10 protein-coding genes are annotated in these 15,551 nt (G+C 72.2%); 6 read left to right on the forward strand and 4 right to left on the reverse strand.

Features of this window, described 5'->3' with window-relative positions:
• Positions 1-2 precede the first annotated feature (2 nt).
• From D7W81_RS07570 to D7W81_RS07580, 3 genes are read left to right on the forward strand one after another with little or no spacing between them, the layout of a single operon-like run.
• On the forward strand, positions 3-3,929 hold the full coding sequence (locus D7W81_RS07570; protein WP_120554655.1) for a translocation/assembly module TamB domain-containing protein: 3,927 nt from the start codon (positions 3-5) through the stop codon (positions 3,927-3,929).
• Positions 3,930-3,943: 14 nt separating this feature from the next.
• Positions 3,944-7,012, forward strand: a complete 3,069-nt coding sequence (locus D7W81_RS07575) for a POTRA domain-containing protein (protein WP_120554665.1) — start codon at positions 3,944-3,946, stop codon at positions 7,010-7,012.
• 14 nt (positions 7,013-7,026) lie between these two features.
• A complete protein-coding gene (locus D7W81_RS07580; protein WP_120554656.1) occupies positions 7,027-7,557 on the forward strand; it encodes a hypothetical protein in 531 nt (176 codons plus the stop codon).
• A 10-nt stretch (positions 7,558-7,567) separates the two neighbouring features.
• Here D7W81_RS07580 and D7W81_RS07585 read toward each other — a convergent pair whose 3' ends face one another.
• The 3 genes from D7W81_RS07585 to D7W81_RS07595 are packed head-to-tail and all read right to left on the reverse strand — an operon-like array spanning position 7,568 to position 10,694.
• Positions 7,568-8,686 (reverse strand): Ig domain-containing protein, encoded by a 1,119-nt coding sequence (locus D7W81_RS07585; RefSeq protein ID WP_120554657.1) that lies wholly within the window; start codon positions 8,684-8,686, stop codon positions 7,568-7,570.
• Positions 8,683-9,444 carry a hypothetical protein gene (locus D7W81_RS07590; protein WP_120554658.1) on the reverse strand — a complete coding sequence of 254 codons (762 nt, stop codon included), beginning with the start codon at positions 9,442-9,444 and terminating at the stop codon, positions 8,683-8,685. Before D7W81_RS07590 ends, D7W81_RS07585 begins: the two co-directional genes overlap by 4 nt.
• Positions 9,441-10,694, reverse strand: a complete 1,254-nt coding sequence (locus D7W81_RS07595) for a hypothetical protein (RefSeq protein WP_120554659.1) — start codon at positions 10,692-10,694, stop codon at positions 9,441-9,443. The genes D7W81_RS07590 and D7W81_RS07595 overlap by 4 nt, the downstream gene beginning before the upstream one ends.
• 128 nt (positions 10,695-10,822) lie before the next feature.
• On the opposite strand from D7W81_RS07595, the gene D7W81_RS07600 reads away from it, so the two are divergent.
• Entirely contained in the window at positions 10,823-11,452 is a 630-nt protein-coding gene (locus D7W81_RS07600; RefSeq protein ID WP_120554660.1) for an RNA polymerase sigma factor, read from the forward strand.
• Positions 11,449-12,222, forward strand: a complete 774-nt coding sequence (locus tag D7W81_RS07605) for an anti-sigma factor (RefSeq protein WP_120554661.1) — start codon at positions 11,449-11,451, stop codon at positions 12,220-12,222. The genes D7W81_RS07600 and D7W81_RS07605 overlap by 4 nt, the downstream gene beginning before the upstream one ends.
• A gap of 99 nt (positions 12,223-12,321) precedes the next feature.
• Here D7W81_RS07605 and D7W81_RS07610 read toward each other — a convergent pair whose 3' ends face one another.
• Positions 12,322-14,247 carry a S8 family serine peptidase gene (locus tag D7W81_RS07610; RefSeq protein WP_120554662.1) on the reverse strand — a complete coding sequence of 642 codons (1,926 nt, stop codon included), beginning with the start codon at positions 14,245-14,247 and terminating at the stop codon, positions 12,322-12,324.
• 214 nt (positions 14,248-14,461) lie between these two features.
• Here D7W81_RS07610 and D7W81_RS07615 point away from each other — a divergent pair.
• The coding region (locus tag D7W81_RS07615; protein ID WP_120554663.1) for a lysophospholipid acyltransferase family protein at positions 14,462-15,551 on the forward strand (1,090 nt) is incomplete at its 3' end.

Consider the following 15,551-nt stretch of genomic DNA (forward strand, 5'->3'; position numbering starts at 1 on the left):
GCTTGTCCCTCCCCAGCCGCAACAGTGCAGCGCGCAAGGCGCTCTTGTGGGTGCTCCTCCTGGTGTCGGGGAGCATCCTGCTGCTGCGTCAGCCGTTCACCTGGGACGCCGCCTGCACCGTGGCGCGCAGGCACCTGCCGGACCTGCTGGGCGTGGACGTGGGCATCGGCCGGTGCGAGCTGGATCCGCTGGGCTCGCGCGTGGTGCTGCATGGCGTGTCGGTGTTCGCGCCGGGCACGGACACGCCGTTGTTCGCCGCGGACGAGGCGGAGGTGACGCTGGGCTTCCTGTCGCCCCTGTCCCGCCGCCTCATGCTGGGCCACGTGCGCGTGCGCCATCCGCGCGTGGCGTTGGATTTGTCCCGGCCCTCCTCAGGTCCTCCTTCCTCCGACGGCACGTGTCCGCTCACGCCGCTGACGCGCGTGGGCGTGGGACGCCTGGACATCACCGGCGCGGAGGTGCGCCTCGCGCTGCCCGGCGGGCGGGGCGTGGAGGTGGAGAGCCTGGACGTGGGGTGGGTGGAGCACTGGGGCGTGATGGAGCTGGAGGTCGGCGCCCGGCGGGGCCTGGTGCGCCTGGGCCCGGGCGGCGGTGAGCTGACGCTGGGACAGTTGGGCTTCACCGGCGCGTTGGATCCGGACGAAGGCCTGCTGGACGTGGAGCGCGCGGAGGTGACGCTCGACGACATCACCGCCACGGTGTCCGGCCGCGTGGAGACGCTGTGTCATCCGGTGCTCGCGCTGGACGCGCAGGTGTTCCTGCCGCTGCGCACGCTGTCCCAGGCGAAGCTGCTGCCCCGTCCGGCCACCGGCCACCTGTGGACGCGCCTGTCCATCACCGGGAAGCCGTCCGCGCTCGTGGTGGGCGCGGACCTGTCCGCGAGCAACCTGGCCTATGAGCAGTACGGTCCGGTGAGCCTCAACGCGCGCCTGTCGTACTCGGGTGACCGCGTGCGCGTGGAGTCGCTGGAGGCCCCGCTGGGCTCCGGCAAGGTGAAGCTGTCCGGCGCCCTGCGGCTCACGCCGGAGCTGCCGGTGGACGTGACGCTCCAGACGGAGGACGCGTCGTTCGGGCGCATCCTGGAGCGCGCGGGCGTGGCGGGCTCGTGGGTGGACTTCCCCGCGACGGCGAACGCGCACCTCACCGGGACGCTCCTGCCCCGGCCGTCGCTGTCCGGGCCGTTGGATTTGCGCACCGGCCGCTTCGTGCTGGCCACGCGCGCGTTCGATGCCCCGGTCACCGCGGGCAAGACGCTGCTCACCTTCGAGCGGGGCCGCGCGCAGACGGCGGTGAAGCTTTCGGGCGACCGCGTGTCGTTCAGCCGCCTCACGGTGGAGTCCGGGCGCTCGCGCGTGCACGGCGACGTGACGCTCTACTTCGACACCGTGCGCGGCCTGGACATCCAGGGCAACGGCGAGCTGGAGCTGTCGGACTTCGGCCACATCGCGGAGCTGCCGTGGTCCGGGAAGGGCTCCGCGAACTACTCCATCGTGGGGCCGTACTCGGACGTGAAGGTGGACGCGAGCCTGTCCCTGCGCGACTTCACCTTCTGGGGCTTCGGCCTGGGCGTGACGCAGGCGAAGCTGTCGTACTCGAACGGGTTGCTGTCGTTCCCGTCGCTCACCGGCCAGAAGGGACGCACGCAGTACTTCGGCAAGGCGGCGCTCACCTTCGCGCGCCTCCTGCACCTGCGCCTGGACGTCACGGTGCCGCAGGGCCGCACCGAGGACCTGGTGGACCTGGTGGCGGGCCTGAGTCCGTCCATCGCCGTGATTCAAGGCCAGTTCGCGGGCGCGGCTTCCGGACGCGTCGAAATCGACAGCCCCCTGGAGAAGCTGGAGGGGCTGGTGGCCTTCGACTTGCGCGACACCACGTACCTGGGGCGCCGGCTGGGGGCGGGCTCCGCGCGGCTTCGCTTCGTGGACGGCAAGGAGATGGTGCTGGAGCGCACCGTGCTGGACGGCCGGCTGGGGCGCACCTGGGTGGAGGGCTCCTTCGGCTTCACGGCGGGCGCGCTGGACTACCGCTTCGGCGGTGAGAACCTGTCGCTGTCGGAGGCCGTGGGCCCGGAGACCGCGGAGGAGATGGGCATCCAGGGCACGCTCGCGCTCGCGGGCACCGTCGCGGGCACGGCGGACAAGCCGGACATCCAGGCCACGCTGAAGGGGCCGCGCATCACCTTCGCGTCGCGCGACCTGGGCGCCATGGACCTCGCGCTGCACCAGGAGGGCAAGCAGCTGCGCATCACCGGCCGCCCCTTCCGCGACGCGCAGGGCTCCCTGTCCATGACGGTGAAGGAGCCCTACCTCTTCGACTCCACGGTCGACCTGCTGCTGCCGGAAATCAAGCCGCTGTTGCCCCAGGTGCCCGCGCTGGCCGGCGTCACCGGCATGCTCGCGGGGCGGGTGACGCTGCAGGGCCCGCTGTTGCAGCCGGAGGGCTACCAGGTGGCGGCCACGGTGCGGGAGCTGTCGCTCGCGCGGGGCGACCTGCGCGGCCGCAACCAGGGGCCGCTGGTGCTGAGCTACGTCAACGGCCGGTTGGACGTGCAGCCCTTCCGCTTCAGCGGCGCGTCGGTGGACGTCACGCTGGGCGGCTGGATGAGCAAGCGCGCCATGAACATGAGCCTGCGCGAGGGGCGCATGGACGTGCGGCTCCTGGAGCCGCTCCTGCCCGGCATGGAGCGCGTGGGCGGCCAGCTGCGCGTGGACGCGGAGGCGACGGGTTCGCTGGACGCGCCGTCGGTGGTGGGCACCGCGGAGCTGTCCGACGTGCGGCTGTCCATGCGCGACCTGCCGCTCACCGTGCGCGGCATGTCCGGCCGCCTGGAGATGACCGGCCAGCGCGTGCTGCTGGAGCACCTGCAGGCCCAGGTGAACGAGGGCCAGGTGTCCGCTCGCGGTGACATCCGGCTGGAGCGCTTCGTGCCCAAGCGGCTGGCGCTGACGCTGCAACTGGATGCCGTCCCGTACCGGATGACGGAGGACCTGCCGCTCACCGTGTCCGGCCTGTTGCAGGTGGTGGGTCCTCCCACGGGGCCCACCGTCACGGGTGGGCTGGACATCATCAAGCTGCGCTACCAGAAGCCGCTCGACATCGAAGCGCTGCTCAAGACGATGCAGAAGAAGCCGCAGCTGGCCATGGGCGGCGGGGGCGAGCGCGCGCGGGATGCCTTCTTCACCTGGGACGTCAACGTGCACTTTGGCGACGTGCGCGTGGACAACAACCTGGCCAAGGCGCGGCTGCTGGGCGACGTGCGGCTCACCGGCACGGACGTGAAGCCGGGGCTCCTGGGCCGCGTGGAGGCGGCCGAGGGCAGCCAGGCGTTCTTCCGCAACAACCTCTTCACCATCGAGCAGGGGCAGCTGGAGTTCCGCGACGCGTCCGGCATCGACCCGGTGTTCGAGGTGCAGGCGCAGACGTCGGTGCGCGAGTTCGTGGTGAAGCTGCACGCGTTCGGGCGGCCGGCCAACCCTCTGGTCGTGCTCTCGTCGGAGCCGGTGCTCACGGAAGGGGACATCCTGTCGCTGCTGACACTGGGGGTGACGAGCGCGGACAAGGACACGGCGGCGTCGGCAAGCTACGGTCTGGCGGCGGAGGCCCTCTTCAACGTGTCAGGATTGGACCGGCAGGTGCGCCGGTTCCTTCCCAGCAACCCCGTCCTTCGGGACTTGTCCCTTCAAATCTCCACCACCTACAACGACGCCACCCGGCAGGCGGAGCCCACCGCACAACTGGAGTCGAAGTTCCTGTCCGAGCAGCTTAAAATCGGGATGACCCAGCCCGTGAGTGGGCGAGGTACCCGGGCACGCGCTGAGTACCGCTTCGACGACCGTCTTTCCGCACAGGCCCAGTGGGACAACGAGAACAGCCAGGCGTCGTTCGGAAACCTCGGGCTCGAGCTGAAGCTGGGCTGGGAGGTCGAGTAGCCGCGTTGACCGCGGTGCTCCTCCTCGTGTGCGCGCGGCCCGCCTTCGCCGCGCCCTCCCTCCACGACGACGAAGCCCCCGCGGTGGTGGCCGTGGAGCTGCACCTGCCGGAGGGCATGGCCGCGGACGGGCTGTCGGGGCTCGTCACGCTGCGCAAGGGCCAGGCGCTGACACCCGGCGCGGTGCGCAAGTCGGTGGAGCAGCTGTTCGCCACGGGGCGCTTCGCGGACGTGGTGGCGCTGACGCAGGACGTGCCGGGTGGGGTGCGGCTGGTGTTCCAGCTCACGCCGCTGCCCTTGCTGTCGCACGTGGCGGTGCGGGGCAACCACGTCCTCACGTCCGGGGAGCTGCTGGAGGCGAGCGGACTGCTCCAGGGCGGGCCGTTGGACCCGGAGGAGCTGGACACGGCGGCGGCCGCGGTGCGCGAGGCCTACCAGCGCAAGGGCTACGACGCCGTCGGCATCCAGGTGGAGGAGCGGCCGGTGCCCGCGGGCGGCGTGGCGGTGACGCTGGTGGTGGTGGAGGGCAAGCCCACCCGCGTGCGGCGGGTGACCTTCTCCGGCAGTCCCGCGCTGCCCCTGCCGCGCCTGGTGGAGGCGCTGGGGATGAAGCCGGGAGAGGTGTTCGACCGGGCGAAGCTGGACTTCGGCCTGGAGCGGCTGCGGGCGCTGCTGCGCGAGGGCCAGCACTGGCGGGCCTGGGTGGGCGCTCCCGTGGTCGTGGTGGAGGACAGCGAGGCGTCCGTGGCGGTGCCGGTGTCGGCGGGCCCCGCGTTCCACCTGCGCTTCATGGGCAACCGCCGCTTCCCCAGCACCCTGCTGGCGCGCGTGGTGGCCTACGACGGCGAGGAGGCCATGGACGAGTCCGTGGCGGCGCGGCTCGCCCGGCGGCTGGAGGCGTTCTACCGGCGGCGCGGCTTCCACGACGCGCGCGTGCGGGCGCTGGAGGTCATCCGGCCGGACGGGGACGCGGCGGTGCTGGGCTTCCAGGTGGAGGAGGGCGCCCCGCTGCGCGTGACGGACGTGCGCTTCCACGGCAACGCGGCGCTGTCGTCGTCCGTGCTGCGCTCCATGCTCACCAACCAGGTGGCGGCGCTGGAGACGTGGCCGGAGCTGGACCTGCCCATGCGCGAGGACCCGCTGGAGACGGAGGGACGCGAGCGGCGCTACGACACGAGCGTGATGTCCCCGCCGGACCCGTCCACGGTCTACGTGGAGACCGCGTGGCTGGAGGCCGCGGACGCGATGACGACGGCCTACCGCGAGCAGGGCTTCGCGTCCGCGCAGGTGACCTTCCGGGGCCTCACGATGGACGTGGCCCGCCACACGGCGGAGGCGGACTTCGACGTGGAGGAGGGGCCCCAGGCGCTGATCCGCGCGCCCATCTTCCTGGGCATGCCGCTGGAGGTGGACCCGGTCTGGGTGACGCTGCTGCTGCCCAATGGCACGCCGCTGAGCTTCGAGAAGGTGGAGCAGGCGCAGGCGGCGCTGGAGCGGGGACTGGGCCGCGAGGGCTACCTCTTCGCGCACGTGACCCACTCCGTGTCGGTGGAGGAGAACGGCACCTCCGCGCAGGTGACCTACCGCACGGACCCGGGGCCTCGCGTGCGGGTGGGGCAGGTGCTGCTCCAGGGACTGAGGCGCTCGGATCCGGACGTGGTGCTGGCGCAGCTGGACTTGAAGCCCGGACAGCCGCTGTCGGTGGAGGCGCTGGCGGAGGCGCAGCGCCGGCTGTCGCGGCTGGGGCTGTTCCGTCAGGCGGAGGTGTCGCTGGCGGACCCCAACCGCCGTGAGGCCTCCAAGGACGTGCTGGTGACGGTGCAGGAGCGCCCGCGCATCGACGGCGAGGTGTCCGGCGGCTACTTCCTGGTGGACGGTCCGCGCATCACGCTGGACACGGCGTGGCGCAACCTGGACGGCCGGGGGCTGAACCTGCTGGCGCGCGGCAAGGTGAACTACGCGGGCGCGAGCGCGGAGGCGCTGTCGTCGTCGCGGCGTCCGGCCGGGTGCTCCACGGGTGAGCTGTCCGGCGAGGCGTGCGACACCGACCTGGACGGCTTCAGCGGCCTGGGCGGACGCGGCAACCTGGCGCTGTCCCAGCCCCGGCTGTCCTTCCTGGCGCCGCAGGAGATTGGCGCGCGGTTGGACCTGATTGGCGAGCGCGTGCACCGGCCTTCGTACCTGTCCACGCGGTTCGCGGCGGTGCTGGGCGCGGACTGGGCGCTGGCGTCGTGGGTGAACGTGTCGCTCCAGTACGAACTGGAGAACAACCGGCTGCGCTCGCGCGCGGGAGTACTGGAGCTGGTCAACCGCGCGGACCAGGAGCGCCTGCGCTACCCGTACGGCGACTTCGCGCTGCACTCGCTGCGCCCGTCCGTGACGTTGGACTTCCGCGACGACCCGGCGAACCCCCGGCGGGGCATGGTGCTCAGCAGCAGCGTGGAGTTCATGCGCGGCATCAGCGTCCACCCCACGGACGTCGCGGGCAACCGCGTGCCGGAGTTCCCCATCGACGGCGTGAAGCTGTCCGGCAGCGTGAGCGCGTACGCGCCGCTGGGCCGCCGCGCGAGCGTGGCGGTGAGCGCACGCGCGGGCACCATCGTGCCGCTGACGCAGGGGTCGCAGAACATCGGGTCCAAGCTGTTCTACCTGGGCGGTTCCTCCAGCCTCCGGGGCTTCCGCGAGGACGGCGTGCTGCCGCAGGACGTGCGCGAGGGGCTGCACCAGCGGCTGGCCGCGTGCCGCGCGGTCATCTCGCCCGCGGGCTGCCCGGATGAATTGAAGGCGGTGCTCGCCGGACAGGTGCCCGCGAGCCAGGGCGGCGAGCTCTTCACGCTGGCCAAGGCGGAGCTGCGCGTGCCGGCCATCGCCGCGGTGGACCTGGGGCTGTTCTTCGAGGCGGGCAACCTGTGGCAGGACCGCACGCTGTTCGACCCGGGCGTGCTGCGCTACGCGGCGGGCGTGGGCCTGCGCTACGTGACGCCCGTGGGCCCGCTGGCCTTCGACGTGGGCTTCAACCTGGACCGCGACGAAGCGCTCAACGAGGCGCCCACGCAGTTCCACTTCAGCATCGGGACGTTCTGACCGGAGGCCTTCGCTTGCGACCCGACCGTGCGCGCCGTGGAGTGGTTGGGGGCCTGGCCCTGCTGGGATTGTTCGCGCTCGCGTGTCAGCACGGGCCGGACGCCGCCGCGAAGGTGCCGCGTCCCGCGTGGATGCCCCCGGAGGGCAGCTGTCCTCGCGGCGCGCAGCTCCAGATGGAGCGGCTGGGGCTGAAGGTGGGGGACCGCATCCCCGTCATCGTGGACAGCATCCAGGACCACCCGGGGCCGGCCCGCTACAACTACAGCTTCGTCATCGCGCTGCCGCAGGCGGAAGGGGAGGCGAGGCTGCCGGGGGCGCGCATCGGCGGGCGGCTCTACGTGACGAAGCACCGCGTGTTCGGCCGGTATGACCGCATCTTCACGCCGGAGAGCGGCGCCACGTCCGTGCCCTTCTGCGGCGTGCTGCTGGACACGCGCTGGGACCGGGACGGCGAGGGCCTCATCGCGTACCCCAGCCCGATGAAGGGCTTCTCCGTGGTGCAGGACAACACCGGCGTCATCCAGGTGGTGGACCGCTACCCGTGAGGCCCCGGCGTCAGTGGATGTGCAGGGAGTAGGACTGCTTGTCGTTGGCCAGCAGGTCCACGACGCTGATCTCGAAGGTGAAGTCCGTCCCGCTCGTGGGCTTGCCGTAGAGGATGCCTTCCTTCGTGTCCAGGAGGATGCCCGGCGGCAGCGCTCCGTCCTTCACGCTCCAGTTGAACAACGCCCCGGAGCCGCCGGTCGTCCGGAGGGTGTAGCTGTAGTCGGAGCCCACGCGTCCGGTGGGCACCGCGCGCGACAACAGCTTCACGTTGCCGGTGGAGTTGGTGAGGGTGATGGAGAGCGTGCCGGTGACGGACTGGGGCGGCGTGTCGCTGTCCGTCACGACCACGGTGAACGTCTTCGTCCCGGCCTGGGTCGTGTTGCCGGTGATGACGCCGTCCGCCGCGAGCGTCAGGCCCGAGGGCAGCGACTGCTCCGGCGCGAGGGCGAAGCTGTACGGCCCCTTGCCTCCGGTGGCGGAGATGCGCTCGGTATAGGCGCGGTTGCTGGGGGCGTCCGCGAGCGGCTCGGGCCCCGCGACCCGCAGCAGCGGACGGACGTACAGGGTCAGGTTTCCACTGGCGCTCTTCGTCGGGGTGCTCCGGTCGGTCACCTTCACCCGGATGTCCAGCTGCCCCGCGCGCGTGGGCTTGCCGGTGAGGAGGCCCTCGGTGCCGAGCGTGATGCCCGGGGGCAGCTGCCCGGTGGTGTCGAACGTGTACGGCGGCGTGCCGCCTCGGGCCTGGAGTTGGGCCGAGTAGGCGACGGTCTCGACGGCCTCCGGCAGGCTGGACTCCAGCGAGAGCGCGGAGGGGTCGGGGTCGTTGCTGCCCGCGTCCACTTCGCCCGCGTCCGTCACGCCGGCGTCCACGTCCGTGCCGGCGTCCACGTCCGTGCCCGCATCCACCTGCGTGCCCGCGTCCGGACCGTCCACGGGGCCAGGCCCGTCACAGGACCCGCCTTCGCCACAGTCCGGCAGACAGCGATTCTCCGGCGTGAGGCACCAGGTGCCGGAAGGGCAGCTCCCGGCCGCATCGCACGCGGCGAAGCGGGACAGGTCCGGCGCGAACGTGCACGCCCCCACCACCAGGACGACGGCGCCCGTCAGCGCGGCAAGCAGCTTCCTCATGGCAGCTCCCAGACGAATGACACCGCGCCCCCGAGGCCGAGCAGCGCGCCCACGCCCAGCAGCACGTTGGACGTCCTGGCCTGACGGCGGCCCGCATCCAGCCGCGATGCGAAGCAGTCCGCGAAGGCCTCACCGGCCGTGGCGCACTCACCACCGTTCTTCGACAGCTTCGACTCCGTGCTCCGCGCCGCCACCCCGAAGCCCACGCCCGCGAGGAGCGCCACGCCGCCCGCGCCCCACAACACCTTGGGCAGCACGCGCGAGCCCCGAGGCTCCCGGGACTCCCGCACCGCCTGCGTCGTCACCAGCGGCGACCACACCTGCTGGAGCGCCTGCCGTGCCCGCGCGTCCGCTTCGCCCGGCGTCGTGGCCGGCGCCTCGAACTGCGCTCGCGTCTCCGGGCCTCGCGCGTCCGTCACCGTGAGCGCCACGCTGCGCTTGCCTCCCACGCCCAGCGCCACGCCCCGCACCAGCCTGCGCACGCCCAGCGCCGAGGCCTGCGCGCTCCGGCACTCCGCGTCACCACACGCCGCCAGCGCCGCGCCCGAACCGCGCAGCCGCGCCACCGTGTCCTCACGCGACTCCAGACACGCATCCGGCAGCGCGGCCACCGCGCGCCGGGTGGCGTCCTCCAGCTCGCGCGCGTCCTCGGACGGCAGGGCCAGCCTTTCGAAGGGCAGGAGCGCCACGCGCGTCTGCGCATCGCAGGGGGCCGACACTCGCAGCAGCATGAGCAGCAGGGACGCGGAGGGGCTCATGGCACCAGGACCGCGTCGGCCTCGTCCGACGACGGCGTGATGCCGAGGCTCGCCATGTAGCCCCGGTAGAAGCGCGGCCCGAAGGGCACGGAGAAGAGCTTGTCGCGCATCGCGTCCTGCACCGCGCCCCGGGCCGCCACGGTGGCGTCGCTCCAGCGCAGGCCGCCCACGTCCACCACCTCCGACGCGCGCGTGATGGCGAACGACGCCTCCCGGCCGCTGGCCCGGAGGTAGTAGCCGCGGCCCACGGGCAGCGACACCACCAGCGGACGCTCGCGCTCCTTGTGCAGCTCCACCACGCGGATGCCTCGCGCGTCCTCCACCCACAGCCGGCCCGCCACGCCCGTGGGCACCAGCAGGTAGCCCAGCGACGCGGCGTCACCCAGGTTCGTCAGCGCGAACGCCCGGTCCAGCGCGGGCGGCTGGATGAACACGCGCGGCTGTCCCCGCACGTCGGCCATGCCCTGGCTGGCGGCGGCCACGAAGGCCCGCAGCTCCGCGTAGTCCACCCGGCCGTCCCCGTTCACGTCCCCCGCGCCCGACAGCGCCGAGCGCACCATGTGGCTGAAGACGCCGGAGCGGATGGCGCTCCACTCGTGGCTCTCCTGCTCGGACGACGTGGACAGCACCACGCCCACCTGCGGGAAGCGCTCCAGCTCGCGGTTGCCCAAGAGCCCCTTCACCGCGTCCGCGTACGCCGGGCCCACCGGCAGCGCGCCGCGCGAGTGGACGAAGAAGTACGAATCACACGCGTCCACGATGAGCTGGAGGAAGGACGCCTTGTTGGGCGCGAGCACCTTCGCGTACAGCTCCGTGCGCGTCAGCGGCCCGTCCAGCAGGCTGACCGAACCCTCGCCAGCGGCGCCGCGCTTGCCGTGGCCCACGAAGACGAACGACAGCACCGGGACCGCGCCCTTCGCCCGGTCCTCCGCCATGCGGCCGTTCAGCCGGGCGAGCGCCTCCCACAGCGCGGCGTGGGTGGGGGCCCGCGTCTTCGCGGCGAGCCCCGGGTGCAGGGCCTGCGTCTCCGCGTCCAGCACGCTCAGCAGCACCACCTCGCGCGAGCGGGGGGCGAACAGCTCGTAGTACCGGGCGCCGTCGTCGTCCGCGTAGCGCAGGGGGGCCTGGGACGGCTCGGTGCCGGTGTTGCTGGCCACGATGAGGGCGTAGTGCACCTGCTCGGGCGCGGCGCTCGCGGCGGTCCCCGCCAGCAGGAGCGCGCTCAGGGCCAGGGTCCTGTGAGAGGGCATTCGCATCAGGGATTGCGCGGTGCGCTGTGCGAAAGAATGCCACGGGGCGCAACCGACAATCCACCGGAGGCCGCTCGCGACAACATGCGGATGACGGGACCGCGACGGTCGCGGTAAGCCCTTGAGGGATGGAGTGGGATGACGACACGCTGCGCCGTTTTCGCGAAGGCACCCCGGAGGTGCTGGCGGAGGTGTATCGCGCGCACGCGGAGCCGTTCGCTCGCCTGCTCAAGTCGGCCGCATGGCGGGGAGCCTTCACCCGCCTGAGGAACGCGATGGAGTTGGAGAACACGCTGCTGGAGACCTTCGCCCGCGCCTTCGAGCCGCGCACGCGCGCTGCCTACAACGGCACGCGCCCGTATGCCCACTTCCTGATGGGCATCGCGCGCAACGTGCTGCTGGAGCAGTCGCGCGAGCGCGAGCTGGTGGGCCGGGACGAGCCCTTCGAGGGGCTCACCGAGTCCTCTCCCGAGGACGGTGGGCTGGCGGAGCTGTTGGAGGACCGCGAGGTGGAGGCGCTGCTCGCGGCGTTCAAGGACGGGCTGTCGCGTCAGGAACAGCGGCTGTTCGAGCTGCGCTTCAGCGAGGGCGTGGCCCAGGAAGAGGCGGCCACGGCGCTGGGCCTCACGCGCATCCAGGTGCGGCGGCGCGAGTTCGGGTTGAAGTCCAGGCTCTTGGGGTTCCTCCAGTCGAAGGGATACCTCGAGGACCTGGAGACGCAGGGCTGGAGCTTCTTCAAGCGGCGGAGTGCGCGATGAGTGGATGTGACGACCGCCGGGCGAAGCAGACGATGGCCGCCCTCTTCGAGAAGGGCCGCGACGGGCTGGACGCGGAAGGCTTCGCGCTCCTGCGCACGCACCTGGCCACGTGCTCCGGCTGTCAGGAGACGTACACGCGGCTGTCTCGCGTGGAGTCGGTGCTGGAGCAGCGGGCGCTGCCCCAGGCCCGGAGCGCGCTCCTGGAGCAGGCCCTGTTCGCCAGGCTCCAGCCCGCCCCCGCGCGGCCGGTGGTGGCGCCCGAGCGCAAGAAGTGGTTCGCGTCCCCGCTCTTCATGCCCCTGGCACTGAGTGCCGCCGCGGCGTCCGTGGCGCTGCTCGCCGTGGCGCCCACACTGGAGCGCCAGGAACAGGGCGCGCCGGAGTGGCAGGCGCGTGCGTCGGCTCCGGGCGAAGGGGCCTGGGGCGTGCGCGCCTTCTGCATCGCGCCCACGGGCTCGGTGCTGGCGGAGGCCCGGCCCGGTGGGACGCTGACGTGCGCGGAGGGCAACGCGGTGCAGTTCAGCTACACCGCGCCGGAGCGCGTGCACCTGTCGCTGGAGGGGTTGCCCCAGGCCGGCGGTGAAGCGCTGCGCTTCTTCCCGAGCGAGGGCGCGGCCCCGGAGGTCGCCGCGGGCGTGGACGTCCCGCTTCCCTTCAGCACGCCCGTGCAGGGCGGATGGCTGACGGGCCCCGTGCCGGTGCGCGCGCGCTTCACGGACGCGCAGGGCCGCACCTTCGCGGACACGCAGGTGACGCTAAAGCCGCGCTGAGCGGTTTCGCATCGCTTCGCTCCACAACGAACAACCCCCCTCCCGTGCGAACACTGGAGGGGGGCGGGGACTGCCGTGCCTTGTGGGGTCCGTGAGTGACTACGGACGCGGGACGCGGCGGTCCACTTCCGCGGTGCCGGTGTACTGCGTGGCCACGTTCAGGAAGCCCTTGAGCTGAACGCGCCACGTCCCGGCGGGAGGGTTCGTGAGGGTGACGGCCTCACCGGTGGAGGTGCCCTCGGCGCTGGTGGCGACGAGCTCCCCGTTGGGGCCATAGACATACAAATCCAGGTCGTAGGCCGGGTTGCCCCAGTCCGTCTTGATGCGCAGGGCGTTGGCGCCCGCGGGCACGGTGAGCGTGTGCTCGTGCTGCGCGGCCCGCAGGGACAGGTCCAGCACGGGGAGGTTGATGGCGGTCTTCACCGTGCCCGTCCAGCCGGGCAAGGCGGTGGTCTGCGTGGTGTAGCGGGTGCCCACGGCGTCATTCACCAGCTTCGTCGCCGCGTAGACGTCCGCGTAGCCCGCGCCCACCTCCCACGTCTCCAGCTGGCGCGTGTTGCCCGCCGCGTCCGTCGTGAACATGGGCCGCGCCGTGGCCTGCACCGCCGCGAGCACGCCGTCCATGTTGAGGGCGGGGTTCACCTCCAGCAGCAGCGCGGCGACACCGGACATGTGCGGCGCGGCCATGGAGGTGCCGGAGTTGGCCGCGTAGAAGGGCTCCGGGTGCAGCAGGTCCAGGCCCAGGTACGGCTGCATGATGGCGCCGGTGATGGCGCGCGCCGCCACGATGTTCACGCCCGGCAGCGTGATGTCCGGGTGGTGGAACGCGTCGCCCGGGATGCCCCGGCTGGAGAAGGACGCCAGCTCACCGGCCTTGTCCTGGCTGAGCAGCGGGTTGGTGGCCGCGGTGGTGTCGCGCGACGTGCCGGCCGCGACGGAGATGGCGCACGGCGAGGCGCTGTAGGGGTTGAGCGTGTCCGGGTCGGAGCCCTCGTTGCCCGCCGCGAACACCACCACCATGCCCAGGTCGTACGCGCGCTTCGTCGCGATGGAGATGGGATCCAACGGCGCGAAGTGGCTGCCGCTGGTGCCCCACGAGTTGGAGATGACGCGCACGTTGTGCGTCTCGCGGACATCGGGGTCCAGCAGGAAGTCGAAGCCCTCCAGCGCGAACAGGATGCTCAGCGCGTCGCCGGTGCCCACGCCCACGAGCTTCGCGCCGGGGGCCACGCCCTGGTGCCGCCCGCCCGAGCGCGCGCCCGAGCCGCCGATGATGCTGGCGCAGTGCGTGCCGTGGCCGCTGGTCAGGTCGCTGTTCGGCGTGTCGATGTACAGCGCGCCGCCCACGCCCAGGTCCAGCGGGGACGCCACGACCTTCACGTTGCGCGCCACGTTGGGGAAGTCGCCGTGCGTGCCGTCCAGGCCGGAGTCGATGACGCCCACGCCGATGCCCGCGCCCGTCGTCTCATACGCGGTGCGCGCCGTGTCCGCGTGGATGTACGGCACGCTGGTGTCCAGGAAGTACTGGAGCGGCTTGTCCTCGTAGATGGAGAGCAGGCCCAGCGGCTGGAGCTCCTGGCGCAGGGAGGCGATGAGCTTCGGCGTCACCGGGACCTTCAGCGCCACCATGGGCAGCGACTTGAGCGCCAGGACGTTGCCCAGGCCCAGGCCCTGCGTCAGCCCGCCCAGCGTGCGCGTCAGCCCGCCGAGCACGGCGTCCAGGTTCAGCACTCCGCCCGTCGCGTTGGCGGTGTTGAAGGAGAGGATGAGCGTGCGGACCGAGCCGTCCATGTGCAGCGCCGGATCCACCACCGCCTGGCTGAGCGCCGCCTGCGTCGCGCTGGACGCATAGAGCGCGTTGCAGGCACTGGGAGTCGCTGCCGTGGCCGTGACGATGGACCGCGAGGCCGACGTGATGGCGGGCTGTGTCTCCGCCTTCGAGCCCTCGTCCTGCGAGGGACTTCCCCCACAGCCCAGGACGGCGGCGGTGGCCGCGGCCCAGCCCAGCGACATCAAACGCTTCATGAAGTGCTCCCCCAGGTGTGCGGCGGCCTTCCAGGGGCCGCGCGCAAAAAAGGTGTGACCCGGGAGTCCGCGCGTGGATCGCCGCCTCATCGGACTGTTCTGTAGTGACTGAACCCGGAGGGCTGTCGGGGAAGAGGGTCTTTCCGGCCCCTGCGGTGACAGTGTCTGGAGCGGGGGCAGGCCCGGGGTGGGGCGCCGGTATACAGTCCGTCGCGTGTTCTACGCATGTGTGCGGGCGGTGGTGGCGCTGGCGCTGCGGCTCTTCTACCGGGTGAAGGTGAATGCCCCGGGCGAGGCGCCCTCCGGGCCGGTGCTCTTCGTGGGCAACCATCCGAACGGGCTCATCGACCCGGCGCTGGTGTTCATCCTCACGCGGCGCCAGGTGACGTTCATGGCCAAGGCGCCGCTGTTCAAGCTGCCCGTCATCGGCTGGCTGCTCAAGGGGCTGAACGCGCTGCCGGTGTACCGCAAGCAGGATGATCCGGCGCAGATGGGGCGCAACGAGGGCACCCTGGACGCGGCGAAGGGCGCGCTCGTGCAGGGGCGGGCCATCACCATCTTCCCGGAGGGCAAGAGCCACTCGGAGCCGGAGCTCGCGGAGCTGAAGACGGGCGCGGCGCGCATCGCGCTCAACGCCGCGCGCGAGGGCGCTCCGGTGCGCATCGTCCCGGTGGGGCTCACCTACGCGGCGAAGAACCTCTTCCGCAGCGAGGTGCTCATCGAGCAGGGGGCGCCCATCGACGTGCAGGCCTTCCTGCCGAAGGACACGGCGACCTCGGAGCAGGACGCGGTGCGCGCGCTGACGGAGCGGGTGGCGGAGGGCCTGCGCGCGGTGACGCTCAACCTGGAGCAGTGGGCGGACCTTCCAGTGGTGCAGGTGGCGGAGCAGCTCTACGCCTTCCGCCAGAAGGGCGCGCTGGACGCGGAGCGGCTGCGGCTGTGGGCGCGCGGGGTGCGGCTGTTCCGGACGCAGGAGCCGGAGCGCTATGAGCGCCTGCGCCAGCACCTGTCCTCGTTCGGCCACCGGATGTCGCTGGTGCAGGCCACGCGTCCGGAGGAGCTGTCCGTGGAGTACCGCCCGGGCAACGTGGTGCCGTTCGCGGTGAAGACGCTCTTGCGGCTGGTGTTCGGGCTGCCGCTGTTCGCGCTGGGGCTGGCGATGTTCGGCCTTCCGTATCCGCTGCCCCGGATGGCGGCGAAGCGCGCGGAGCTGGACATCCAGGCCACGGTGAAGTTCCTCACCGCGGTGGTGGTGTCCGTCGTGTGGTGGTGGGGCCTGACGGCGGTCGCGGCGGTGTGGGGCG

It is taken from the genome of Corallococcus aberystwythensis, from assembly GCF_003612165.1.
Lineage (GTDB): Bacteria > Myxococcota > Myxococcia > Myxococcales > Myxococcaceae > Corallococcus > Corallococcus aberystwythensis.